At 51.8% G+C, this 23,203-nt stretch carries 23 protein-coding genes; 11 read left to right on the forward strand and 12 right to left on the reverse strand.

Going from position 1 to position 23,203, the window contains the following annotated elements; genetic code table 11:
- Positions 1-1,479: a UDP-N-acetylmuramoyl-L-alanyl-D-glutamate--2,6-diaminopimelate ligase gene (locus QZX60_RS04025; RefSeq protein WP_295361648.1), complete on the forward strand. Its 1,479-nt coding sequence runs from the start codon at positions 1-3 to the stop codon at positions 1,477-1,479.
- A gap of 52 nt (positions 1,480-1,531) precedes the next feature.
- On the opposite strand, the gene QZX60_RS04030 is transcribed toward QZX60_RS04025, so the two are convergent.
- On the reverse strand, positions 1,532-1,978 hold the full coding sequence (locus QZX60_RS04030; protein WP_295361650.1) for an Rrf2 family transcriptional regulator: 447 nt from the start codon (positions 1,976-1,978) through the stop codon (positions 1,532-1,534).
- A 140-nt stretch (positions 1,979-2,118) separates the two neighbouring features.
- Positions 2,119-3,009 carry a DegV family protein gene (locus QZX60_RS04035; protein ID WP_295361651.1) on the reverse strand — a complete coding sequence of 297 codons (891 nt, stop codon included), beginning with the start codon at positions 3,007-3,009 and terminating at the stop codon, positions 2,119-2,121.
- 126 nt (positions 3,010-3,135) lie between these two features.
- Here QZX60_RS04035 and QZX60_RS04040 point away from each other — a divergent pair, with 126 nt between their 5' ends.
- The 5 genes from QZX60_RS04040 (at position 3,136) to QZX60_RS04060 (ending at position 9,337) form a co-directional block, all read left to right on the forward strand.
- Positions 3,136-5,292: a Tex family protein gene (locus tag QZX60_RS04040; RefSeq protein ID WP_295361653.1), complete on the forward strand. Its 2,157-nt coding sequence runs from the start codon at positions 3,136-3,138 to the stop codon at positions 5,290-5,292.
- A gap of 102 nt (positions 5,293-5,394) precedes the next feature.
- Positions 5,395-5,874 (forward strand): CarD family transcriptional regulator, encoded by a 480-nt coding sequence (locus QZX60_RS04045; RefSeq protein ID WP_295361655.1) that lies wholly within the window; start codon positions 5,395-5,397, stop codon positions 5,872-5,874.
- 162 nt (positions 5,875-6,036) lie between these two features.
- Entirely contained in the window at positions 6,037-7,149 is a 1,113-nt protein-coding gene (locus tag QZX60_RS04050) for a PIN/TRAM domain-containing protein (protein ID WP_295361657.1), read from the forward strand.
- A 10-nt stretch (positions 7,150-7,159) separates the two neighbouring features.
- Positions 7,160-8,575, forward strand: coding sequence for an RsmB/NOP family class I SAM-dependent RNA methyltransferase (locus QZX60_RS04055; RefSeq protein ID WP_295361659.1), 1,416 nt, complete (start codon positions 7,160-7,162; stop codon positions 8,573-8,575).
- Positions 8,576-8,695: 120 nt separating this feature from the next.
- Positions 8,696-9,337 (forward strand): arginase family protein, encoded by a 642-nt coding sequence (locus QZX60_RS04060; protein WP_295361701.1) that lies wholly within the window; start codon positions 8,696-8,698, stop codon positions 9,335-9,337.
- A 52-nt stretch (positions 9,338-9,389) separates the two neighbouring features.
- Here QZX60_RS04060 and hisIE read toward each other — a convergent pair whose 3' ends face one another.
- From hisIE to hisZ, 9 genes are read right to left on the reverse strand one after another with little or no spacing between them, the layout of a single operon-like run.
- Positions 9,390-10,088, reverse strand: a complete 699-nt coding sequence (gene hisIE, locus QZX60_RS04065; RefSeq protein WP_295361660.1) for a bifunctional phosphoribosyl-AMP cyclohydrolase/phosphoribosyl-ATP diphosphatase HisIE — start codon at positions 10,086-10,088, stop codon at positions 9,390-9,392.
- Positions 10,089-10,111: 23 nt separating this feature from the next.
- Positions 10,112-10,870 (reverse strand): imidazole glycerol phosphate synthase subunit HisF, encoded by a 759-nt coding sequence (gene hisF, locus QZX60_RS04070; RefSeq protein ID WP_295361661.1) that lies wholly within the window; start codon positions 10,868-10,870, stop codon positions 10,112-10,114.
- A 13-nt stretch (positions 10,871-10,883) separates the two neighbouring features.
- Positions 10,884-11,603, reverse strand: a complete 720-nt coding sequence (gene hisA / locus QZX60_RS04075) for a 1-(5-phosphoribosyl)-5-[(5-phosphoribosylamino)methylideneamino]imidazole-4-carboxamide isomerase (RefSeq protein ID WP_295361663.1) — start codon at positions 11,601-11,603, stop codon at positions 10,884-10,886.
- The gene (hisH, locus tag QZX60_RS04080; protein WP_295361665.1) at positions 11,600-12,226 is read right to left on the reverse strand and encodes an imidazole glycerol phosphate synthase subunit HisH; all 627 of its coding nucleotides are present in this window, start codon (positions 12,224-12,226) and stop codon (positions 11,600-11,602) included. The genes hisA and hisH overlap by 4 nt, the downstream gene beginning before the upstream one ends.
- The gene (hisB, locus tag QZX60_RS04085; RefSeq protein ID WP_295361667.1) at positions 12,223-12,810 is read right to left on the reverse strand and encodes an imidazoleglycerol-phosphate dehydratase HisB; all 588 of its coding nucleotides are present in this window, start codon (positions 12,808-12,810) and stop codon (positions 12,223-12,225) included. The genes hisH and hisB overlap by 4 nt, the downstream gene beginning before the upstream one ends.
- Complete coding sequence (gene hisC / locus QZX60_RS04090; protein WP_295361668.1) at positions 12,807-13,874, reverse strand: histidinol-phosphate transaminase; 1,068 nt, start codon at positions 13,872-13,874, stop codon at positions 12,807-12,809. The genes hisB and hisC overlap by 4 nt, the downstream gene beginning before the upstream one ends.
- Entirely contained in the window at positions 13,864-15,156 is a 1,293-nt protein-coding gene (gene hisD, locus QZX60_RS04095; protein WP_295361670.1) for a histidinol dehydrogenase, read from the reverse strand. The genes hisC and hisD overlap by 11 nt, the downstream gene beginning before the upstream one ends.
- Before the next feature lie 25 nt (positions 15,157-15,181).
- The gene (gene hisG / locus QZX60_RS04100) at positions 15,182-15,820 is read right to left on the reverse strand and encodes an ATP phosphoribosyltransferase (RefSeq protein ID WP_295361672.1); all 639 of its coding nucleotides are present in this window, start codon (positions 15,818-15,820) and stop codon (positions 15,182-15,184) included.
- Between the two features lie 9 nt (positions 15,821-15,829).
- Positions 15,830-17,095, reverse strand: coding sequence for an ATP phosphoribosyltransferase regulatory subunit (gene hisZ / locus QZX60_RS04105; protein ID WP_295361674.1), 1,266 nt, complete (start codon positions 17,093-17,095; stop codon positions 15,830-15,832).
- 226 nt (positions 17,096-17,321) lie between these two features.
- On the opposite strand from hisZ, the gene QZX60_RS04110 reads away from it, so the two are divergent.
- From QZX60_RS04110 to QZX60_RS04125, 4 genes are read left to right on the forward strand one after another with little or no spacing between them, the layout of a single operon-like run.
- Positions 17,322-18,035: an HAD hydrolase-like protein gene (locus QZX60_RS04110; RefSeq protein WP_295361675.1), complete on the forward strand. Its 714-nt coding sequence runs from the start codon at positions 17,322-17,324 to the stop codon at positions 18,033-18,035.
- 9 nt (positions 18,036-18,044) lie between these two features.
- Complete coding sequence (locus tag QZX60_RS04115) at positions 18,045-19,298, forward strand: CCA tRNA nucleotidyltransferase (RefSeq protein ID WP_295361691.1); 1,254 nt, start codon at positions 18,045-18,047, stop codon at positions 19,296-19,298.
- Positions 19,295-20,179, forward strand: coding sequence for a 16S rRNA (adenine(1518)-N(6)/adenine(1519)-N(6))-dimethyltransferase RsmA (gene rsmA, locus QZX60_RS04120; RefSeq protein WP_295361693.1), 885 nt, complete (start codon positions 19,295-19,297; stop codon positions 20,177-20,179). Before QZX60_RS04115 ends, rsmA begins: the two co-directional genes overlap by 4 nt.
- 53 nt (positions 20,180-20,232) lie before the next feature.
- Entirely contained in the window at positions 20,233-20,877 is a 645-nt protein-coding gene (locus QZX60_RS04125) for a BMC domain-containing protein (RefSeq protein WP_295361695.1), read from the forward strand.
- Between the two features lie 69 nt (positions 20,878-20,946).
- Here the strand turns inward: QZX60_RS04125 and QZX60_RS04130 are convergent, their stop codons facing one another.
- Positions 20,947-22,236, reverse strand: coding sequence for an LCP family protein (locus QZX60_RS04130; RefSeq protein ID WP_295361697.1), 1,290 nt, complete (start codon positions 22,234-22,236; stop codon positions 20,947-20,949).
- Between the two features lie 323 nt (positions 22,237-22,559).
- Between QZX60_RS04130 and raiA the strand changes: the two genes are divergently transcribed.
- On the forward strand, positions 22,560-23,102 hold the full coding sequence (gene raiA / locus QZX60_RS04135) for a ribosome hibernation-promoting factor, HPF/YfiA family (RefSeq protein ID WP_295361702.1): 543 nt from the start codon (positions 22,560-22,562) through the stop codon (positions 23,100-23,102).
- The last annotated feature ends 101 nt before the right edge of the window (positions 23,103-23,203 follow it).

Consider the following 23,203-nt stretch of genomic DNA (forward strand, 5'->3'; position numbering starts at 1 on the left):
ATGAATTATCACGATTTATTAACAGAAGAAGACATCATTGAAATTAAAAACGGCGAATTGACAGTGGACATTTCGGACGTGGTTTACGATTCAAGACAGGTGCAGAAAAACGCGCTGTTTGTCGCGATTTTCGGCTTTGCCACAGATGGCCACCAATTTATCGAACCGGCTATCGAAAAGGGCGCGGCCGTGATCGTGCATCAGGCCGACCTGCCCCAGTATCACGACGACGTCACTTACATTAAAGTCACCGATACGCGCAAAATGCTCGGCATCATCGCAAGCCGATTTTTCGGGCATCCGTCGTCAAAACTGACGGTCACGGGCATCACCGGGACGAACGGCAAAACCAGCTCGACTTATTTTCTGACGCGGATTTTAAGCGAAGCTGGCAAAAAATGCGCGCGCATGGGCACCATCAACGACGAAATCGACGGCGAAATTTTTGACAACAAGGGTCGTACCACCTCAGAATCTCGGGATACCCAGGCGTTTATCGCGAAGGCGGTCGACTACGGCTGCACGGATCTCGTGATGGAAGCGTCGTCTCAGGCGCTGGATCTGGACCGGCTCGTCGACGTCGATTTTGATTACGCGCTGTTCACCAATCTGACCCAGGACCATCTGGATTATCACAAAACATTTGAAAATTATTTCTTAGCGAAGGCCAAGCTGTTTGATCAGACGAGCAAGGCGGCGATCATCAACACAGACGATCCCTGGGGCGTGAAGCTGGTGGAACGTATCCACACGCGCCATCCGGAGCTCAAGGTCATTACCTACGGCACGTCGGACGACGCCGACTACAAAATCGAATCGATCGATTGTACGACGAGAGGCAGCCAGTTTACCCTTCGTCACGGCGATGAAGAAGAAGCGCTGTTCCTCGATGTGCTTGGCCGGTTTATGGTCTTTAACGCGGTCGGCACGATCATTGCGGCGCGCGAACAGGGCGTCGACTGGGACATCATCAAGAAAGCGCTGGCCGACGCGCCAGTCGTCGACGGTCGGATGGACCGTGTCCCGCTGGATTTGGATTTCGACGTCATTGTGGATTACGCCCACACGCCGGATGCCCTCGACAACATCCTTTCGACGGTCCGCGAATTGACCGACGGCAAAATCATCGCGGTCTTTGGCTGCGGCGGCGACCGCGACCACGGGAAACGCCCGAAAATGGGCAGGATTTCCGCAGAAAAAGCGGATTTCACGGTGCTGACCTCCGATAACTCTCGGACAGAAGATCCGGACAAGATCATCGACGACATCGAAGCGGCCGTGAAGCCGATTACCGACCAATACATCCGCGTGACCGATCGGCGTGAAGCGACGGCGGCGGCGCTGAAGCTCGCGAAGAAGGGCGATGTGGTGGTCTTTGCCGGCAAGGGCCACGAAAAGACCGAAACCAGCCGGAATGGCGTGCGCCCCTATTATGAAAAAGAAGTCATTCAAGAAGTGGTCAAAGAACTCGGTCTTTGACAATAAATCACACTTATCAATTAAAAAAGCTGCGGTGGATCCGCAGCTTTTTTTAGATATAAAACATGTAGTTCCCTTTGTTTTTCTGCGAGACGTACTCGTCGAGCAGATGGGACAATTTGATTTTGGACAAGGTATCTTTGACGCCTTGATCTAAAACTTCGTACACATTTTCGTTCAGAATGCTTTCAATGGTTGGTGCTTTTTCTTCGACGCTGCTTTCTGTGGGTTCAAAAAGGGTCTGTTCCAGCGCCGATAAAATGTCGTAGACGCTGATTTCCGATGCGTCCCGCGCCAGGCGGTAGCCGCCCTGAGCCCCTTTCACAGAGGTGACGAGTTTGCCGCGTTTGAGCAGCGAGAAAATTTGTTCAAGATAAATTTTTGAAATGCCGAGATGGTCGGATAAGGTAGCGACGGGAATCAGTTTCCCGTTGGCGCTCAGCCAGGTCAGTTCGACCATGGCCGCGAGTCCGTACCGTCCCTTTGCAGAAATGCGCATGATTCCCTCCTAATAAACATACTAAATATATATATATTATTGTAATCAAGCAGGAAGGCGCCGTCAAGGCCTTTTGGAAAAATAAAAAAGCCCTGTGAATTTTTTTATTCACAGGACTAGGTTGGTGACAGTGATGAAAATTAGGGGGCAACATTGATGTAATTGTCTGGCAGCTCGTCGAAAAACATGATGCCGATGCAGTCGGGGCCGATATGAACAGTGAGGGCGGCGCCAGCGCCATGCTGCGGAATGATGAAATTCTTGACGCCCATATCCTTTGAGATAGCTTTTTTGACTTTATCTTGAAGAGACGGCGCCTTACTGTGAATGAAGCCGACACACTGATTTTTATCAGGCATTTTTTCGTCGACCAGCTCGAGAAGCCGTCGTTCCGCGCGTTTCTGTCCACGGACCTTTTCGTAGGGAAGAATCTTGCCGTCTTCAAAATACAGAATCGGTTTGATTTTCAGCATATCGCCGATGAGCGCGGCGTTCTTGCCGATTCGGCCGCCCTTGGCGAGCCAGCGGATATTGCCGACGAGGAAGAAGATATTGATGTGGCGGCTCAAAAAGTTCATCGTGTCGCTGATTTCCTCGAAGGAGCGGCCCAGCTTGTTCAGCTTCAGTCCCTGATGCAGGATGAGCATCATGCCCGTCGTAGCCGTTTTGGAATCGATGATTGAAATCTTCCGTTCGGGGTAATCCTCGAGAAGCTGAGAAGCAATGAGTGAAGCGGTCTGGAAGGTTCCAGAGAGCCCGCTCGAAAGCGCTAAATAAATGATGTCGTCGCCGCGGTCGAGGTATTTTTTAAAGCATTCCTGATACGTGACGGTCTGAACCTGAGAGGTCTTTGGAAAATCGTCAGGGTTTTGCTTGACGGAATCGAGAATCATATCTGGAGTGATATCGATGCCGTCGTAATAGGTCTTGTCTCCAATCGTGATCGGAATGGGCAGCACCTCGAAGGGGTAACGGCTGCGTATATTTTCATCAATGTCGCACATTGAGTCGGTGATAAATTGAATTCCCATCGGCGCCTCCTTTGGGGAATGTTAATCAAGATTGCCTAATATTTTATCATGGCCGTTTTGTTTTGACAACTTTGTTTTCATTTGCATTCATGATAAAATAGAAATAATTTTTGCAGGAGGACGACATTGACAACCATAATCGAGACGTTAAAAGGCGAATTTCATCTTTCAGAAAAGGTTTTGACGCGCACCATTGATCTGATCGACGCAGGCAACACCATTCCGTTTATCGCGCGCTACCGCAAGGAAGAGACGGGCAATATGAACGACACGGTGCTTCGGGAGCTGAACGATCGGCTCGGCTATTTGAGACGGTTGGAGGCTCGCAAAGCCGACGTGGCCGAGACCATCAAGGCGCAGGACAAGTGGACACCGGCACTTGAAAAGGCCCTCAGCCGAGCGGCGACGATGCAGGAGGTTGAAGATCTCTACCTGCCCTTCAAGAAAAAGCGGCGGACCCGGGCGATGAAGGCAAAGGAAGCCGGTCTCGAACCCTTGGCCAAGGCCCTTAAAGCCGGAGAAAGCGATGACGGACTGCTGGCTATGGCGCAAGATTTCGTCAATGCTGACAAGGGTGTCGCCTCGGCAGAACAGGCGGTTCAAGGCGCGCAGGATATCGTGGCCGAAGAAATTTCGGAACAGGCGGTCTTTCGGAAAAACATCCGCGAGGTCTTGGAAAAACGGTCGGTAATTTCGACGGAGGTCAAACCTGAATTTGCCGTTCAGAAAACGGCTTACCTCGATTATTACCACCACACGGAACCCATCGCGCACATTGCCAATCACCGCATTCTCGCGATCAACCGCGGCGAAAGGGAAAAGGTGCTCAGTGTCAAAATCGACGCCTTTGAGGCACAAACGATCCGTTACCTGATGAAGAAAACGGCACCGTGCCCCGAAGACGATGCCCACCATTATTTCGCGCAGGCCGTTGCGGACAGCTACAAACGGTTGATTTTCCCAGCTATTTCCCGGGAAATTCGCAGCAGCTGCAGCGAACGGGCCGAAAAATCGGCGATTGCGAGTTTCGGCACCAATTTAAAAAAACTGCTTCTCGGCCGGCCGTTGAAGGGGAAGACCGTGATGGGATTCGATCCGGGATTCAAAAACGGCTGCAAAATCGCGGTGCTTGACCCAACAGGCAAACTGCTGGCAACCTCCCGGATTTTCCTGCCCTACGGCAAAAAACGCAGCCCGGAGGCGGAACGGACGATGATACAGCTGATCGAAAACCTGCGCATCGACGTCATCGCCATCGGCAACGGCACGGCCTCCCGGGAAAGTGAACAATTTATCGCGGACCTGATTAGCAGGGAAGGCCTCCCAGTGCAGTACACCATTGTGTCAGAAGCGGGAGCGTCGATGTACTCGGCCTCGCCCTTAGCCGCTGAGGAATACCCCGACGTGGACGTTTCCCTTCGAGGCGCCATTTCCATCGCTGGCCGCCTGCAGGATCCGATGTCGGAGCTCGTCAAAATCGAGCCGGAGCATATCGGCGTCGGGCAGTATCAGCACGATGTGGATCAAAAGGCCCTGCGGGAAGCGCTGGCCGATGTTGTCGAGGACGCGGTCAACCACGTCGGCGTCGACGTCAACCGCGCGTCGGCGGTGCTGCTCAAATACGTTTCTGGGATTACGGAAAAGACAGCTCGGGCGATCGTAGCGTGCCGGGATCAAAACGGCCCTTTTTTCAACCGCAGATCGCTTTTGAAGGTCAAGGGCCTTGGTGCGAAGACTTACGAACAATGCGCTGGTTTTCTGCGCATCGACAGTGGGAACGAACCTTTGGACAATACAGCTGTGCACCCCGAATCCTATCCGGTCGCGAAGGCCGTGCTGAAGGCAGCGGGGCTGAGTGAAAATGATCTCAGGTGTCAAACGCCGGAGGAACTGGGCAGCGCCCTCGACGGCCTCAATTTGGATCAAATCGCCGAGACGTACCACGTCGGGAAATGGACGTTAACCGATATTGTGGATGAGCTCAAACGCCCGGGACGCGACCCGAGGGACAGCGCGCCGCCAATTATTTTAAAGCGCGAGGTGCTTTCGATCGAAGATTTGAAGCCCGATATGCAGTTGACCGGGACCGTGCGCAACGTGGTAGATTTCGGCGCTTTTGTGGATATCGGCGTGCATCACGACGGGCTGGTCCATATCTCCGAAATCGCTGACCGCTACATCAAGGATCCGTCTGAGGTTTTATCCGTCGGGGATATTGTGACCGTTCGGGTCCTGGATGTCGATTTAGAACGGAACCGCATTGCGCTTTCGATGCGTTTATAAAAAGGGCTTGACAAACCCTGAAATAGTTTGTATAATTTTTTATTTTACGTCTGTGACCTTTTATGCTATAATAGAATTAATTAACAGACAGAGGTGCAAAACATGTATAAAGTCGGTGACAAAATTGTGTATCCAATGCACGGGGCAGGCGTTATTGAAGATATCGAGGAAATGGATATCTTTGATAAAAAACAGACTTATTATAAAGTGACCATTGCATCCGAGGGCATGGAAATTTTAATTCCAGTTGACAAAGCCGATGAAGTAGGGTTGAGAGACATCCCGAATCACGAAGATATCAAAAAAATGTTCGAAGTGCTAGGACAGCCGCAGGACCGAATGACTTCCAATTGGTCCAAACGCTATCAAGACAATATGGATCAAATGAAAACAGGAGATCTGCTCGATGTGGCACGGGTGACGCGCAATTTGATGATCATGGACCGCAAGAAAGGTCTTTCGAGCGGCGATAAAAAAATGCTGATGACCGCAAAGAATTTCTTGATTTCTGAGTTGATGGTCGTCGAACATACTGAAAAGGAAGCGGCCGGCAACGCCATTGAAGATGCGGTCAAAGCCTGAACGAAACCCAAAGCCCAATCGGGCTTTTTTTATTGGCACGAAAAACTAAAAAATAAATTAAAAAGTTAATCATTTCGTAACAATTTCGGGTTAAATGGTATAATAGGAGCGTTATCTAAGGATACACCTATATTAGAAAGTATTAAAAGGAGGTGAGAAAAGATGTTAAAAAAGGTATTGCGCGGCATTTGCACGGTCATCGGCATCGTGCTCGGCTATCTGCTCGGCCTGCTGGTGTGCCGGAAGGATGCGCTGCCAGGACTGCTCAACCACGTTCAGCTGCTGCGTCAGAACCAATGGATCGTCATTCTAATTTTTGTTATTATTTTTGGTTTCATATTTTTTATTATTTTTCCATTGGTGGCGCGCATTGGCAAATCCATTTCAGAAGCGGTGGAAAAGGCCACGGCTGAAGTGCGTCTGGTGGATATTGTCCTCGGCATATTCGGCTTGATTATCGGCCTGTTAATCGCCATGCTGATCTGCGTGCCAGTCGGCCGCATCCCGATCAGCTGGCTGTCCAGCACCATTACCCTGATCGTTTACGTGTTGATGGCTTACCTCGGCGTGACCATTCCGCTCAAAAAGCGGGATCAGATTCTGGACAGTCTTCAAGTGATGCGGGAAAACAGCAGTGTCAAACGGCTGAACCGCAGAAAGGGCGGCAATCCTCTCGAGGAACACACGAAGGTGCTGGATACCTCGGTCATCATCGACGGCCGGATCTACGACATCATCCAGTCTGGTTTTCTGGAAGGCCCGCTTGTGGTGCCGTCCTTTGTGCTGGGCGAGCTTCAGCTGCTTGCGGACAACGGCGACGATTTGAAGCGGGTGCGTGGCCGCAGAGGGCTCGACATCATCAACAAGATGCAGTCGGAGTACGGCAGCCTGATTCAGATTGTCGACAAGGATTACCCCAATTTGAGCGGCGTCGACGACAAGCTGCTCGAAATGGGAAAAGAAGAAAAAATGAAAATCATCACCAACGACTACAATTTAAACAAGGTCGCGAAGGTGCGGGGCATTCCGGTTCTGAATATCAACGAGCTGGCCAACGCCGTTAAGCCGGTTGTGCTGCCTGGGGAAACCATGCAGGTGCATCCGGTGAAAAACGGCAAGGAATCCGGTCAGGCCGTGGCTTATTTAGACGACGGCACGATGATCGTCGTCGAAAATGGCCGGCGTTTCATCGGTCAACAGATCGTCGTGCGGGTGACCAGCGTGCTGCAGACCGCCGCGGGGCGGATGATTTTCGGAAAGGCAGAGCATCATTAAGATGGCGGAGATGAAACGACCCCTTCCTGGGGATTTCGTAGACAGAATGGCGGCGCTGCTTGGAAAAGAAGAGCTTTCGGCGTTTTTAGAAAGCTACAATCGTGTGCCGAAAAAGGGCCTGCGGGCGAACACCCTCAAGGCCGGACGGGAGGAGATGACTGGGCTTATCCCTTTTAAAACGCAGCCAATCCCGTGGTGCGACACCGGTGTCTACATCGACGCGGAGGAACGCCCCGGCAAGCAGCTGGCCTACAACGCCGGGCTCTATTACGTGCAGGAACCGTCAGCCATGATCCCGGCCTCGGCCCTTGCGCCGAAGCCGGGCGAGCGCGTGTTAGATATGTGCGCGGCGCCGGGCGGCAAGACGACTCAGCTCGCCTGCGCCCTTCAAAACCAGGGCCTTTTGGTGGCCAACGAAGTGGTCAAAACTCGGGCGAAGGTGCTCGCGTCCAACGTGGAGCGCATGGGCATCACCAACGCGGCGATTACCAACGTGAGGCCGGATCAGCTCGTCGATATTTTCGGCCCGCAGAGCTTCGATAAAATTCTCGTCGACGCACCGTGCTCGGGCGAGGGCATGTTCCGGAAGGATCCGGCGGTCAGGTCGGCTTGGAGCCTCGACAATGTCGCCCAGTGCGCCAGACGTCAGAAGAAAATGCTCGAGACAGTTGATCTCCTGCTCAAACCCGGCGGTGAGCTCGTCTATTCGACCTGCACCTTCGCGCCGGAGGAAGACGAGCAGATCGTCGAATATTTAGTCGAAAGCGGCAAATACGAGGTGCTGCCGATCGGCCTGCCGGGCCTGCCGGATCACGGTCGCCCGGCGTGGACGGTGCACGGCTGCGGGGCGGTTAGTCAGGCGGTTCGCGTGATGCCCCACCGCGTCGAAGGCGAGGGTCATTTTATCGCGAAGCTTAAAAAAACAGCAGACACGGCGCCGGTGGCTTCACCTCAAGGGAAACGTTCTAAAAAAAAGAAACGCAGCTCTTGGCGGCGGGCGTCCAAAAAGGATTTGAAAGATTTCACTGCTTTTTCGGAAGCGGTCGGCTTGCATTTAAACCGATCTGATTTTGTCATTGCAGGCGACACGTTGACCGCGCTGCCTGAAGGGCTGTATCTTGATCAATTGGACCGTGGTAAATGGGTGCGTCCGGGGCTGGCAATCGGCACTTTTAAAAAAGGCCGATTCGAGCCGTCTCATACCCTTGCGATGGCCCTTACGCGCGATCAGATTGCGTCGGTGTACGATTTTAAGGATGACGACGAAGCCTACGCCTATTTAAAGGGCGAGCCGATTGCGAATACCGGCACGTTCAAAGGCTGGACATTGATGTGCTGGCACGGCTATCCGCTGGGCTGGGGGAAGGCCTCGGGCGGCGCCATCAAGAATCATTTTCCCAAGGGGCTTCGTATTTTAAAGAAATAAAATTAAAAGGAAAACTCATTACAAAGTAAGGCGATTTTTATCATTGTATTAAATCTCTCAGGGATTTATCGATATCAACAGTTTTATACGCAAAGGGATCAATGGATTGATTTGGAAAACGTGCCGGGAACCACCGGGTACTGCGATGACCAGGCTGCCGCAGTCATCCGCAGACGGATTAAAGACTGCGGCGCCGAAGCGCTCCATTTTATCGACAATGGCAATTACCATTACCTGTCCTACTTTTGGCTTGAGAAGCTGAAACAGCCGGTGGATTTGTTGGTTTTTGACCACCACTCGGATATGCTGCGGCCGGTTTTCGGCGAGCTGATGAGCTGCGGATCTTGGCTGCTGCGGACGGTTCAGGAGCTGCCAAACGTGCAGCGGGTGATGATTTTCGGGATTGATCCCGATTATGTGAGTCACGTGCCTAAGCCCCTCAGAGACCGGGTGGCCACGGCGGATACGGACGAAGAGCTCCGCGCGTTTCTGAAGATACACCCCGGCGGATCCCTTTATATTTCGCTGGATAAGGACGTTTTTTCAACTCGGGATGTCCGTACCAATTGGGATCAGGGAACCCTCCGATACGCCCGTTTTGAGCGCCTGCTTAAGGCGGCGGACCGCACGCGGGATATTGTCGGGATGGACGTCTGCGGCGAGAGCACTGCGTACGGCGAACAGTGGCACGCCGACGGCTTTAACAAGAAATTGGTGGCGCTGATCCGCAGCACGCGTTTTTATCAGAAATTCTGTGCATAACAAAACGGTATCTTTTAACCGATGGTTAAAGGATACCGTTTTTTGATGGCGTTTATTTGTTTTTGATTTTGCCCTCAGCGCCATATTCGTCACGCCGTTTGTGGGTGTGGCGCGCCGTCAGCTTTTCGAAGACGTCGTCGAAGGAGACGCCCTGATAATTGAGCAGCACTGCGAGGTGATAGATCAGGTCAGAGGTTTCCGAAATCAATTCGTCGGGATCGCCGTTTTTCGCGGCAATGACCGTTTCAGTCGATTCTTCTCCGACCTTCTTTAAGATTTTGTCGAGGCCTTCGTTGAACAAATAATTGGTGTACGAGCCTTCAACCGGGTGGGCCTTGCGGTCTTCAATTTGGTCGTTCAAGGTCTTTAAAATCGAACTGTTGCCCCTGTCGAGCTCGGCGTTTTCGGCCAGCTCTCTGTAGAAGCAGGAAGTGTGGCCGGTGTGGCAGGCCGGGCCGTCCGGAATCACTTCGAGCAGCAGTGTGTCGGCGTCACAGTCGTAGTAGAAGGTCACCACGTGCTGGAAATGGCCGGAGGTTTCGCCCTTCGTCCAAAGGGCCTGCCGCGAGCGGCTGTAGAAGGTCGCCTTGCCGGTGTCCAGTGTGATTTGAATCGATTCGGCGTTCATCCAGGCCATCATCAGAACCTGACGGGTGTGATAATCTTGGAGAATAGCTGGGACGAGCCCCTGATCGTTGAATTGAATCGCAGCGTCATCGGGCGCTGTGATCACTTGCAGAGTTTGAGACATAATTTCCTTTCGTTGATGCAGAGTCAGACGAGGCGCATTGGGAGCCCTTCGTCAGACAGGTATTTTTTCAGATCTGGAATCAGGATTTCCTTGTAGTGGAAAACAGAGGCGGCGAGCGCGGCGTCTGCGCCAGCCTTCAGCACTTCGGAGAAGTCCGCCATTTTCCCGGCGCCGCCAGAAGCGATGACCGGGATTGTCAGGGTTTCGGATAACTTTTTGTTGAGCTCGATATCGTAGCCCTGTTTAACGCCGTCGGTGTCGATGGAGTTGATGCAGATTTCGCCGGCGCCGAGGGATTCTCCTTTTTTCGCCCATTCGATGGCGTCAATACCGGTGTTGTTCCGGCCGCCGTCGGTGAACACATCCCAGGAGCCCTTGTCGTTGCGTTTGGCGTCGATGGAAAGCACGACGCATTGGTTGCCGAAGCGCAGCGCCGCATCCATGATCAGCTGCGGGTTGTTGACCGCGGCGGAGTTCACGGAGACCTTGTCGGCTCCGGCCATCAGAACTTGTCTGAAATCGTCGGTGGTGCGGATGCCGCCGCCGATGGTGAACGGAATGCGCACTGCTTCGGCGACCTTTTCGACGACGTTGATGAAAATGTCCCGCTTTTCGTAGCTGGCCGTGATGTCGTAGAAGACCAGCTCGTCAGCGCCCTGTTCCGAATAGTACCGGCCCAGCTCCACAGGATCGGCGACATCTTGAATGTTTTTAAATTTTTTGCCCTTGACGACGCGGCCGTGGTCCACATCGAGACAGGGAATGATTCTTTTTGTCAGCATGAGATTGATCCTTTCAGGAATTCCGGTGTTCAGCCAGATATTGTTTCAAATCGATGGCCCCTTCGTAAATCGCCTTTCCGGTAATCGCACCGTAGAGACCCATATCGCGCAGACGGTCCAAATGTGCCGCGCTGGCGACACCGCCGGAGGCGATGATGTCGATATTGAGGTTTTGATTTAAAACGTCGAGCATATTGAAATTCGGGCCGGACATCATGCCGTCCTTCGAAATATCGGTGTAGACCAGTGTCGATAAGCCGATTTTTTCAAGGGAGGTGGCCAGCTCCAAGGCTTCGACGTCGCTGTCTTCGGTCCATCCTTCGGTGCGGACGATGCCGTCCCGGGCGTCGATGGACACGCAGATTTTGTCATCGTAATCGTAGATCAGGTGTTCAATGAAGTTGAAATCCTTGATGGCCTGGGTGCCGATGATGATGCGGGAAATGCCCGCGTCGATGTAGGTCTTGGCGATTTCCGCGTTGCGGATGCCGCCGCCGAGTTCGACGGGAATATCGATTGCGGCCAGAATCTTTTTAATGATGTCGAAATTTTTTGGCTTGCCGTCGAAGGCGCCGTCTAAATCGACGATGTGCAGGTATTCAGCGCCCCAGGATTCGAACTGCTTGGCGACTTTTACCGGATCTTTGAAATAGACGGTTTCGTCGTCCTTTTCCCCTTGGCGGAGACGCACGCATTGGCCGCCCTTAATGTCGATTGCAGGTAAAATGATCATGAAATGAGCTCCTTCCAGTTGATCAGCAGCTGATTGCCGACCGCCGCGCTCTTTTCAGGGTGAAACTGCATGCCGATGACGTTTTCCCTGCGGACAATGGCGGGAACCTTCACGCCGTATTTGGCGTAGGCGACGACGTCGCGGTCGAAATTGTCCGGTACGGCGTAATAAGAGTGGACAAAGTAGACGTAGTCCTTGGCGCTCAAGGTTTTGGCGATCGGATCGTCCGGCTGATGGATGTTCAGGTTGTTCCAGCCCATGTGCGGCACCTTCAGGCCGGTCTTCTTCGTGTCTTCAAAGCGGACGACCTTGCCGGGGACAAAGCCCAGGCCCTTCCACTGTCCGTCTTCTGAACTTTCGTCAAATAAGAGCTGCATGCCTAAACAGATGCCCAGCAGGTATTTGCCGTCTTTGACGTTTTTGACGAGGACGTCGTACAAATCGAATTTGTCCAGATTGTTCATCGCGTCAGCAAAGGCGCCGACCCCTGGCAGGACGATCGCTGAGGCGTTATTGATGGTTTTGGAGTCCCGCGTAATGATGCAGTCCATGTCGAGGGACTTCAGAGCTGTTTCGACATTTTTAAGGTTGCCGACGTCGTAATCGATAATTGCAACTGTCATTCAATCACTCCTTTCGTGCTTGGAATGCCGTGAATATAGGGATCGATGGCGACCGCTGCCTTGAGCGCCCGCCCAAATCCCTTGAAAATGCCTTCCACGATGTGGTGGTTGTTCACGCCGTAAAGGCTTGCCACATGGATGGTCATCCCGGAATGGGACGTGAAGGCGATAAAAAATTCCCGGAGCATTTCTGTTTCAAAATCGCCGATGTATTCCCGCGTCAGCTCGACGTTCCAGACGAGGTAGGGGCGGCCGCTGATGTCGACGTTGATTCGGCAGAGGGATTCGTCCATCGGCAGAAAGACCGTCGCGTAGCGGGTGATGCCGGCCTTGTCGCCAAGAGCCTTCGCAAAGGCCTGCCCGAGGACAATGCCGAGGTCTTCGAGCACGTGGTGGGTGTCGACGCCGTCGCCCTTTGCGGCGATCGTCAAATCGAAATGGCCGTGGGCCGCAAAAAGGGTCATCATGTGATCGAAAAATGCGACGGAGGTATCGATATTTGAGCGTCCGCTCCCGTCGAGATCGAGGGTGACGTTGACGTCCGTTTCGGCGGTTTTTCGCGCGAGGGTTACTTTTCGGCTCAAGATAAACTCCTTTTCAAGACCTTGATGACGGCGTCATTTTCCTCCGGCGAACCGACGGTTAAACGGATGTGGTCGACGTCATCGGATACATCGTGTTTTAAATATTTTACCAAAATGCCTTCGTCAAGTAAAGCGTCGTAGAGGGGCGCGCCGTCCGGCACTTCGAAGTAAATGAAGTTGGACGCGGTCGGATAAACCCGGGTCACGCCCTTTAAGCCCTTGAGGAATTCGTACAGACGCTGTCTTTCGCTGTTGAGAATTTCGACGTTTTTTAAGAGCATATCCCCATGTTTTAAAGCGATGACCGCGGCGGCCTGAGTCAGCTTGTTCAGGTTGTACGGCGATTTGACCTTGTACATCATGTCGATTAAAGGTTTGGGACCGACCGCGTAGCCGCAGCGGATGCCGGCGAGGCCGAAGGCCTTGGACAGGGTGCGCAGCACGATGACATTGTTGTATTCATTGACGATGTCGGTGAGGTCGCCTTCCTTTTTAAATTCGATGTAGGCTTCGTCGAGGATGACCAGCGCGTTGGTTTCTTCGAGGATGTCGATGACGTCGTGGCGCGGCAGCAGTGAGCCCGTCGGATTGTTGGGCGAGCAGAGATAAATCAGCTTCGCGTTTTTGAGCTTGGCCGTGTTGATGATGTTTTCGACATCGGGGTAGAGGTCGTCGTTGTCGGGCACCCAGATGAAGTCGGCACCGCCGATGACGCTCCAGATCTGATACATCGAAAAGCTCGGCGCATGGGAAATGACGACATCGCCGGGATTGATGAAGGTCTGGTTGAGCATGGACATGATTTCGTCGGAGCCGCAGCCGCAGATAATTTGATCCGCGTCGACACCGACGTAATCGGCAAGCTGTTCGCGGAGCGCTGTGGCCGACGGATCCGGGTAGCGGTTCAGCGGCATGCGCATAATTTCGTCGTTCAATTCCTTTTTAAGGGCGTCTGGAAAATCGAACGGGTTTTCGTTGGCGTTGACGATGATGTTGTAATTGGGCGGAACGACTTTGTAGGCCTCCAGGTCTTTTACACAGGGGCGGGTGAAATCAGGCGTCATTGGAAAATCTCCTTTCAATGGACTTCGCGTGGGCATCGAGGCCTTCCGAATAAGCGAAGGCGGTGATGTCGTCGGCAGCCGCTTTTAAATTGTCACGGTCGTACTGAATGATGCTGGACCTTTTGATGAAATCGTAGACCCCGAGAGGCGACGAGAACTTCGCCGTGCCAGAGGTCGGCAGCGTGTGGTTCGGACCGGCGAAATAATCGCCGAGGGGTTCTGGCGAGTACATGCCGAGGAAAATCGCGCCGGCGTTGCGGACACAGTCCAGATATTTTTCGGCGTTGTCAATGGCGAGTTCGAGGTGTTCCGGCGCGATCTGGTTCGTCAGCTCGAAGGCGTCATCTAAAGTTTCACAGACGAAGACGAAGCCGTGATCGGTAACGGAGGCCTTGGCGATGGCCTTGCGGCGCAGATCCGTGTCGATCTGGCGGTCAATTTCGGCGATAACCTGATCGGCCAAAGCGTCATCGGTCGTCACGAGCACCGGCATGGCCATTTCGTCGTGTTCTGCCTGGGACAGCAGGTCAGCCGCGATGTAGACTGGGTTCGCTGTGGCATCAGCGATGACGCAGACTTCGCTGGGTCCGGCGATCATGTCGATGGCGACTTTGCCGAACACTTCTTTTTTTGCGGTGGCGACGAAAATATTGCCAGGGCCGACGATTTTATTCACTGGCGCGATGGTTTCAGTTCCGTAGGCCAGGGCCGCGATAGCCTGAGCGCCGCCGACCTTGTAAATTTCGGTGACGCCGGCGATTTTCGCAGCGCAGAGAATGTTCTGGTTGATATTGCCCGAGGCGTCAGGCGGGGTGACCATCGCGATGGTGCCGACACCCGCGACGACAGCAGGAATCGTATCCATCAGCACGGTAGACGGGTAGGCTGCCTTGCCGCCGGGGACGTAGACGCCGACCCGGTCGATCGGGGTGATGTGCTGGCCCAAGGTGATGCCGGCCTTCGGATGGATCGTCCAAGTCGTTTCCTTCTGGTGTTCGTGGAAAGCCCGGATGTTTTCGGCCGAGCGCTTGATCGTTTCGATCAGTGCCGGATCGGTTTCGGCAAAGGCGCGTTCGATTTCTTCTGGGGTCACCTTCAGGCTGTCGAGTTTGCAGTGGTCAAATTTTGCTTCGTAATCTTTCAGTGCACTGTCGCCTTCGGATTTGACGCGGTCGATGATATCGAGGACTGTCGCGCGGACATCCTGATGGTCGGATTCGCTGCGCTTGAGGATGATGTCAAGTTGCTGTTTGACATCAGCGCTGTACGTGTATTTTTTCATATTGCCTCCAATTGCGTGTAATCTGTTAAAAAGCCAATTCCTTGAATTTTTCGACGATGGGGTCAATCTGTTCCCGCTTGGTCTTCAAGCTGACGTGATTGACAATGAGTCTCGAGCTGATATCGAGGATGCTGCGCAGGACGACCAGCCCGTTTTCCCGCAGCGTGTTGCCGCTTTCGACGATGTCGACGATGCAGTCGCAGAGGCCGAGAATCGGGCCGAGCTCGACAGAGCCGTTGATCGTGATCAAATCCACAGGCTGATCGATCTGCGTAAAATAATTTTTAGCGATGTGGGGATATTTGGTCCCGACGGTCAGCTTGCGGTTGTACTGAATCTGCGTATCCTTAAAGCCGGCCACGCACATGCGGCACTGGCCGATTTTTAGGTTGAGCAGCTCGTAGACGTCAGCCGGGTGTTCCAGAAGGACGTCCCGGCCGACAATACCGATATCCGCAGCGCCCTTCTCGACGTAGGTGCCGACATCCGGCGATTTGACGAGGAAAAATTCGAGGGTATCTGTGGTGTCGGTGAAGATCAGCTTGCGGCTTTCCTTCGAATAATCGGGAAAAACGTAGCCGATTTCCTTCAGACGGCCAATGGTTTTATTGGCGACCCGCCCTTTGGCCAGCGCCATTTTAATTTTATTTTTCTGTAAAGACATGATGTTCTCCTATTCCGATTCTGAAGCGACCGCGACGGATTCGATCGCAGTGACGGGATTCAGCGAGGACGCTTCCCATTTAAAGACGCCGTCTCTTTCAAAGACGTAGAAATCGGCATCCTGATAAAGTCTTTGAACCTGGAGCCGTTCAATCATCGCCGTCGGCAGAGAATTGATAACGAAGACCTCGGTCATGCAGCCCTGAGCACGCAGGCAGTTTGCGATGTCAAAGACGCCTTTTTTTTCGCTTTCCCGGTACAGCAATACGATGTGTTTGGGCGATTCGACGTGGATCAAATCGTGTTCTTCGAGGTAATCCATCAGACTGAGGAGATTAACCGCGAAACCGCAGGCCGGCCGGTCGATGCCGAACTGCTGGCTCAGCTTGTTGTATCGGCCGCCGTCGATGATCGGTGCGCCCCAGTTTCCGGCGTAGACCTTGAAGATCAAGTCGGTGTAGTAATTCATCGAGCTGGTGAAACCTAAATCGAAGGTGACGTATTGGTCGAGCCCGACAGATCTGAGGTGTTCAAACAGCGCGCTCAGATTTTTGACGACATCCTGCATCTTTTGGTTGATGCAGAGCTTGGTCATGCGGGCAAAAACGTCGGTGGGATCGCCGTAGAGCATCGGCAGCTCGAGGATAATATCCGAAATCTTCGGGTCGTAATGCCGGCTCGAGAGGAATTCCTGAATGTCGCCGATGTTTTTATTTTCGATGAGCTCGAATAATTCGGCGCGGTCTGTCTTGGAGATCGTCAGCTCGTCGAGCAGACAGTTGATAAAGCCCACGTGACCGAGGTCGATCTGAACGTCGTCTACACCGTTGGCCTTCAGCGACTGAATGGCCAGCGAGATGACTTCGCCGTCGCATTCTGGGGAATTGTCGCCGAAAAACTCGACGCCCATCTGCGTGATTTCTTTGCGGACGTCGCCGGGACTCGAAAAGTGTCGGTAGATGTTGGTCTGATAAAAGAGCTTGATAATTTCGTTCGGGTCGTGGTGATTGATGGCGGCCATCCGCGCGACGGAAAGGGTCGCGTCTGGCTTCAGCGCCAGCACCCGCCCTTTCCGGCTGATGAATTTGAACAATTCATTGGCCGAAATGGCGTCGTTGCCGATGAAGCTGTCGTAGGTTTCAAAGGTCGGAATAGCGACCTGATGGTATCCGTACCCGGTGTACAGATCGGTTAAGCTGCGTTCGATTTGAGATAAAGCTTGAAATCCCTGGTATTGGATATTTTCGAAGCCTTCAATGGTATAGGTTGTAAGCATTTTGCCTCCTGAGTCTGCAGTTTACTGTTATACTGTAACGTAAGAAAGTATAGACAGATCATAGCACTTCACTTAAATAAAGTCAACCGCAAATTCCGATAATTTGAGGTAGACGTGATTCGAATAAAATTTATTTTATCATAAATTGGATTTTAATCATTGAAAATTTATTTTCAATGGGGGACAATAAACGTATCAGAAAAACGATGAGAAAGAAGGGATAAAGGTGTCATATCGCTGTGTATGCTTTGATTTCGACGGTACGCTGGCAGATACGGAAGGCATGGTTTTCCGGATCTTCAATGAGCTCGCGAAAAAATACCACTACGCGCCGATCGATGCCAGTCAGCGCGACCGCGTCAAGGAAATGTCAGCCCGGGACATTCTGCGTCATATGAACCTGCCCTTTTATCAGGTCTTTCGTTTGATGTACGAAGGGCGCAAACACATGCGCAACCAGCAGGAGGATATTGTCGCCATTCAGGAAAATCTGCCGGAGGCTTTTGCGGTAATCGCGAAGTTGACAGATTATTGCGGCATCCTGACGTCTAATTCTGAAGACACAGTCCGCAATTTTTTGTGGACGCATCAGCTGACGCCATATATCGATTTTGTAGAAGGAGCCGCGCTTTTCTCGAAAAAGAAAAAACTTCTGAAACTTTGCCGAAAGCTGCGCATTTCCCCCACACAAATGCTCTACGTAGGGGATGAAACCCGAGATGTTCGGGCGTGTAAAGAAGCAGGTATCGATGTAGCGGCGGTGGACTGGGGCTACAATACCAAGCAGGCGCTCGCTAAATGCGGCCCGACCTACGAGGTGTCGGACATGGCGACCCTCGTTCAAATCGTGGCTTACCGCAACCGCAATCAAGAGGCGGGGCCGGAAAAGGCTCGCCGCTATATCAGACGGATGCGGAAAAAACAGCAGCGGACGAACTGACAGATGCCGATGAATCACAACTTTTTGGAAGACTGGCCCTTCGACGTATTATTTGAGGCCTTTGCACAACAGGGCGAGGAAGTTTACCTTGTGGGCGGGGCAGTCCGTGATCTGCTCCTCGGCAAACGTCCAGGTGACTGGGACTTCACCTCGAGCGCGGAGCCGGACAAGATTGCGGCTATTTTGGCCGAGGCTTTCCCTGGACACAACTTAATTTTAAAGGGTAAGCGCTTTGGAATGATCGGCATCGACCTGTCTGATGCGGACGAGGACGTGAGTTTTGAAATCACGGCCTTTAGAAAAGAGGAAGGCTACACCGATGGGCGGCATCCCGAGGAGGTCGCTTTTCAGGCGTCGATTTTCGAGGATGTGCGCCGCCGGGATTTCACGGTCAATGGGCTGTGGATGGACCGTCACGGCGCAATTTTTGACGCGGTTGGCGGCTTCCCAGATTTAAAACAGAAAAAAATACGGTGTATCGGCCAGGCCGACGAGCGGTTTGACGAGGACCGGCTCAGGAAATGGCGGTGCGTGCGTTTTGCCGCTCAGATCGGCGGGCAAATCGAAAATCACACCCGCGAGGCCATTATTGAAGCGCCGACGACAGATGGGGTGAGTGTGGAGCGCATTCAAATCGAATTTTCGAAAATGCTGACAGGCCCAGATGCCGCCTTTGCTGTGCACGAGCTGAAAGCCACCGGGCTTTGGGCTGATCTGCTCCGGCGGTCGGCGTCTGAAGATCTGCCTGAGCCTGTGACGGAAAAAATCAATGAGGTGCCGCCTGATCTTGCGATGCGTTTAGCCTGGCTGCTTCAGGATGGGCCAGCTGATCGAGCGCGCGCCTTCTTGAAAGGGCTGCGCTTCAGCAACCAAATCGTCAGTGAAGTGACAGCACTGTTGGATTTTTCTACGGTCGACTGCAGAGATATTGCCGGATTTAAGACATCCCTGCGCCAGATGGGAGCGCCGCTTTTTGGAAAAGCATTGGCGCTGCAGAAGGTAAAAAGCGATAACGCGCAGAATCGTGCGGTATTTTTAAAAATTGTGAACGACCACGAGCCAATTGTGCCATCCGATTTGGCGATTGGCGGCAGGGATCTCAAAGCCCTCGGCTTTCACGGCAGGCAGATCGGCAATGTGCTGGCGCGTCTACTGAGATGGGTTTATCAGTCGCCCAAACAGAACCAGCGCGAGGCGCTGCTCGAACGTGCCAAAGCTTGGCGCGATCAGGAAAACAAAAACGAAGGGAAACAATCAGAATGAATTTAACCTCACCGTCGGTGATTTCTGAGCTGATGGCGGCCCATCAGCTTCATTTCAACAAGCAATTCGGTCAGAATTTTCTGATCGATCAAAACATTCTCGAAAAAATTGTCGATGCCGGACAAATCACAGAAGCGGATACGGTGCTCGAAATTGGACCGGGTATTGGCTCGATGACTCAGGAAATGGCGGCGCGCGCGCATCAAGTCGTGACCGTTGAAATCGACAAAAAATTGATTCCAGTTCTCGAAGAAACCCTCGGAGAATTTGACAACATTGCGCTTGTCAATCAGGATTTTCTGAAAACGGACGTGCTCGATTTGATTCAGGCGCCGACACCGCTGAAGGTCGTCGCGAATCTGCCTTACTACATCACGACGCCGATTATCATGAAACTGTTGGAAACACCCTGGCCGGACGGCATTGACTTGTCGCGGATGACCTTTCTGGTTCAAAAGGAAGTGGGCGAGCGCATCTGTGCCGAGCCTGGCAGCAAAAGCTATGGCGCCTTCAGTGTGATCGTGCAGTATTACGCCGACCCGAACGTGATGTTTACCGTACCGGCGTCGGTCTTTATGCCGAGGCCGAAGGTTGACTCCATCGTGATCAGCCTTCAGAAAAGAACGCAGATGGCCTTTGAACCCTGTGATAAAAATCAGTTTTTTAAGGTGGTGAAGGCTGCCTTTCAGACGAGACGCAAAACGCTGATCAACAGCCTTTCAAACAATACGGCTTATCCGAAAGACGTGCTGCTCGACGCGCTGAATGAGGCCGGGATTGACCCGAAAAAGCGGGCGGAACAGATCGACGGGGAAGATTTTTGCAGGCTTTCGAATATTCTGTATCAAAAGGGCGCCAATAATGACATTGAATCTCATTAAAAATGATGATAAAATAAATTACAATCATATGTTTTAGAATAGGAGAGAAGCTGATGATCGGAGATCTATTACGAGGCAAATTCGTATCTAACCGTCTGTTGACGGATGTAGAAGACTGCATGCTCGAACAATACGAACTGCCGGAAGGCCATATCGATATCGGTTTGTTCACAACGGCGTGTGACGGCGTGGGGTATGTCGCGGCAGACGACGCGACGAAAAAGGCGAACGTGGAAGTGCCGAAGATTTACACCACCTACGGCGGCTGCGGCAAATTCAACGACGGGCAGGTTTTCGGAGTCATTTCCGGGCCGAAGGTGTCGGACGTCGAACGGGGTCTGCGCTACGTGCGGGCCTTTACCGAACAGCAGTCGACGCTTTACAGCATTTCGGACGATGATTCGACGCTGATTTACGCGCAGTGCGTTCCGAGAATCGGCCGTTATTTTTCAAAGGCTTACAATCTACCGGAAGGGTCGTCCATCGCGTATTTAATCGCGCCGGCGATGCAGGGGGCGATCGGCATCGATGAAGCGCTGACGCAGGCAAATGTCGACGTCGTGCGTTTCTGGAGCAGTCCGACCGAATCGAATATGAGCGGCGCGATTTTAACTGGCCGTGAAGCGCAGTGCGACATCGCGGTCAAGGCGTTCCGGGATGTCATTATCGAAGCGGTGCAGGATCCGATAGAGTATTAAATAATAATCGGTGGCAATTTAAAAGGGACGGTCCATTGCGGGCTGTCCCTTTTTTGTGTCTTCAAGATTTTATTCTGTTGTTGTTCCTGTTGAAGGCGAGCTTTCAGATGATTTTGGAGTAGTTTGAGGAGAATTCTCACTCGGTGTGGTAGTCGGGGACGTTGAATTTGTGCTGCTGCTTGTCGAGGGCGAGGTTGTGGTGGTCGTACGTTTTGTGCTGTAATTACTCGAATATGAGCGGGTTGATCGACTGCTTGTCGATGATGACGAGCCAGACGAATAAGTTGAGGTCGATGAAGAACCCGTAGAGGAATCGGCACTTGTGGTACCGGTCAGCGTACCGACGCCAGTTCTTCGGACAATGCCGTCGCTGATTTCATTGACGGTGTCGGATGGCGTGTAGGATTTTTCAGTTCCGTAAATGGCCTGATGCAGCTGGATGACGTTGTCAACCAGGGTTTTTGGCGCAATAGACGAGCCTTCGTAGGTGACAAAAGCGTAATAATTGTCGAATGGGACGTGCTGATTGGTCAGCTTTTTGCTATCTAACTGCATGTACCCCCTGAGCATGGTCGAAAGCTCGGTTGTGGACATGGACGTTCTGATATTGGGGTAAATCTTTGTAACCAGATTGGCCAGCTTCAAGCTGCTGAGCTTTGTCAGCTTATTGAAGACCTTATTAAAAACCTCCCGCTGTCGTTCCGTCCGTCCAAAGTCGTTGTCGCTGTAACGGTTGCGGCTGTAAGCCAGCGCCTGAATTCCGTTTAAGTGATTCTTTCCAGTGTGAGTCAATGTCTTGGCTTGGGTGTTATTCAGCCGGTTATAATCGTTGATGTATTTATTGGTGTATTTTAATATACTGTCATCTTTGATGTTGATGGTGACGCCGCCAACGGTGTTTACGGCATCGATCATGCATTGAAAGCTGATGGTGACGTAATCGGTGATGTTCAAGTCGTAGTTTTCATTTATGGTCTTGACCGCCAGCTCTGGACCGCCGTAGCTGTACGCCGCGTTGATTTTCGTGTAGGAATCCTTTTTGATGGTGCTGTTCTTTGGAATGCGGGCGATGGTGTCGCGTTGAATCGAAGTTAAGACAGCTTTGCCGGTTTTGAAATTAATGGAGATGATCATAATGGTGTCGGAGCGGTTCCCCTCGACATCGGGCCGGCCGTCCACGCCGAAAAGCGCGAGATTGATGACATCGTGATTTAAATACTTATTAACGCTGACGGCGTTGTCGTCGATGGACGCCCCTGAAATACTGCTTCGGATATTGAATAAGTAAACGGCGCCGCTTCCGACGACGAGTAAAATTGCTGAAAGGACAACAGCTAGAATTTTCTTGCCAACAGACATAAAACTCCTTCCCAGATTAATAAAGTTTAAAAATCGTTCATTGCTTTCGAAATAAAATATTATCTTATTATATCATAATTTTTCTGAATTTTGAAAAGTTCTGTGAATTCGCCGCATTTTTAACAAAAATTTAGTTTTTCATTAATAAAAATTTAAAGCTTTAAAAAGAACAGGATAATGCGTGCAATGCTATCGTAAATATGCTATAATGAAAGCGTAATCAATCAATGACTGAAGTGACAAGTCGATACAGCCAATTGATTGAGATTTTCAAAGACGGCATCGTTTTTGAAAAACAACACGAAGGACTGGAGGACATAAAAATGAAATTTACGATCTATGGAAAGAACATGCACATTTCGGATGGATTGAAAGAAACACTTGAAAAGAAATTCCAGAAATTTGATCGTTATTTTGACAAGGAAACAGAAGTTTACGTGACCTTCAAAAAAGAAAAGAGCTACCAAGTGATTGAAGTGACCATTCCGCTCGGCAAGACGATCCTTCGGGCTGAAGAAAAGACCGACAGCACGATGGGGTCAATCGAAGCCGTCATCGACAAATTGGAAGGACAACTGAGAAAATACAAGACAAAACTGAGAAAACGCTACGAAGCACAGGACAGCAAGCTCAAATTTGAAGCCTTCGACGATCTCGACGAACAGGTACCAGATGTTGACGAACCCAAAATCGTCAGAACGAAAAAATTTGCGATTAAGCCGATGTCGCCGGAAGAAGCCGCAATGCAGATGGACCTGCTGGAACACGATTTCTTCGTTTTCCTGAACGCGGAAACCGATGATGTGAACGTTGTGTACCGCCGTAAAAACGGCGACTACGGGTTGATTGAACCGACCTTTGCATAATGCATCGAAAAACAAATAAACCATAATTTTAGAACCGCCACCCGCTATGATATGTACCCAGAATCCTGGACACATATTGACGAACTAGGCGGAACACATGG

It is taken from the genome of uncultured Pseudoramibacter sp. (genome assembly GCF_903789625.1).
Classification (GTDB): Bacteria; Bacillota; Clostridia; order Eubacteriales; family Eubacteriaceae; genus Pseudoramibacter; species Pseudoramibacter fermentans.

What these genes read in the sequence shown, in the direction of transcription:
- QZX60_RS04025 (WP_295361648.1), top strand. Translation starts at nt 1, where the DNA reads ATGAATTATCACGATTTATTAACAGAAGAAGACATCATTGAAATTAAA.
- QZX60_RS04030 (WP_295361650.1), bottom strand. Translation starts at nt 1,978, where the DNA reads ATGCGCATTTCTGCAAAGGGACGGTACGGACTCGCGGCCATGGTCGAA.
- QZX60_RS04035 (WP_295361651.1), bottom strand. Translation starts at nt 3,009, where the DNA reads ATGGGAATTCAATTTATCACCGACTCAATGTGCGACATTGATGAAAAT.
- QZX60_RS04045 (WP_295361655.1), top strand. Translation starts at nt 5,395, where the DNA reads ATGTATAAAGTCGGTGACAAAATTGTGTATCCAATGCACGGGGCAGGC.
- QZX60_RS04050 (WP_295361657.1), top strand. Translation starts at nt 6,037, where the DNA reads ATGTTAAAAAAGGTATTGCGCGGCATTTGCACGGTCATCGGCATCGTG.
- QZX60_RS04055 (WP_295361659.1), top strand. Translation starts at nt 7,160, where the DNA reads ATGAAACGACCCCTTCCTGGGGATTTCGTAGACAGAATGGCGGCGCTG.
- hisIE (WP_295361660.1), bottom strand. Translation starts at nt 10,088, where the DNA reads ATGTCTCAAACTCTGCAAGTGATCACAGCGCCCGATGACGCTGCGATT.
- hisF (WP_295361661.1), bottom strand. Translation starts at nt 10,870, where the DNA reads ATGCTGACAAAAAGAATCATTCCCTGTCTCGATGTGGACCACGGCCGC.
- hisA (WP_295361663.1), bottom strand. Translation starts at nt 11,603, where the DNA reads ATGATCATTTTACCTGCAATCGACATTAAGGGCGGCCAATGCGTGCGT.
- hisH (WP_295361665.1), bottom strand. Translation starts at nt 12,226, where the DNA reads ATGACAGTTGCAATTATCGATTACGACGTCGGCAACCTTAAAAATGTC.
- hisC (WP_295361668.1), bottom strand. Translation starts at nt 13,874, where the DNA reads ATGACGCCTGATTTCACCCGCCCCTGTGTAAAAGACCTGGAGGCCTAC.
- hisD (WP_295361670.1), bottom strand. Translation starts at nt 15,156, where the DNA reads ATGAAAAAATACACGTACAGCGCTGATGTCAAACAGCAACTTGACATC.
- hisG (WP_295361672.1), bottom strand. Translation starts at nt 15,820, where the DNA reads ATGTCTTTACAGAAAAATAAAATTAAAATGGCGCTGGCCAAAGGGCGG.
- hisZ (WP_295361674.1), bottom strand. Translation starts at nt 17,095, where the DNA reads ATGCTTACAACCTATACCATTGAAGGCTTCGAAAATATCCAATACCAG.
- QZX60_RS04115 (WP_295361691.1), top strand. Translation starts at nt 18,045, where the DNA reads ATGAATCACAACTTTTTGGAAGACTGGCCCTTCGACGTATTATTTGAG.
- rsmA (WP_295361693.1), top strand. Translation starts at nt 19,295, where the DNA reads ATGAATTTAACCTCACCGTCGGTGATTTCTGAGCTGATGGCGGCCCAT.
- QZX60_RS04125 (WP_295361695.1), top strand. Translation starts at nt 20,233, where the DNA reads ATGATCGGAGATCTATTACGAGGCAAATTCGTATCTAACCGTCTGTTG.
- QZX60_RS04130 (WP_295361697.1), bottom strand. Translation starts at nt 22,236, where the DNA reads ATGTCTGTTGGCAAGAAAATTCTAGCTGTTGTCCTTTCAGCAATTTTA.
- raiA (WP_295361702.1), top strand. Translation starts at nt 22,560, where the DNA reads ATGAAATTTACGATCTATGGAAAGAACATGCACATTTCGGATGGATTG.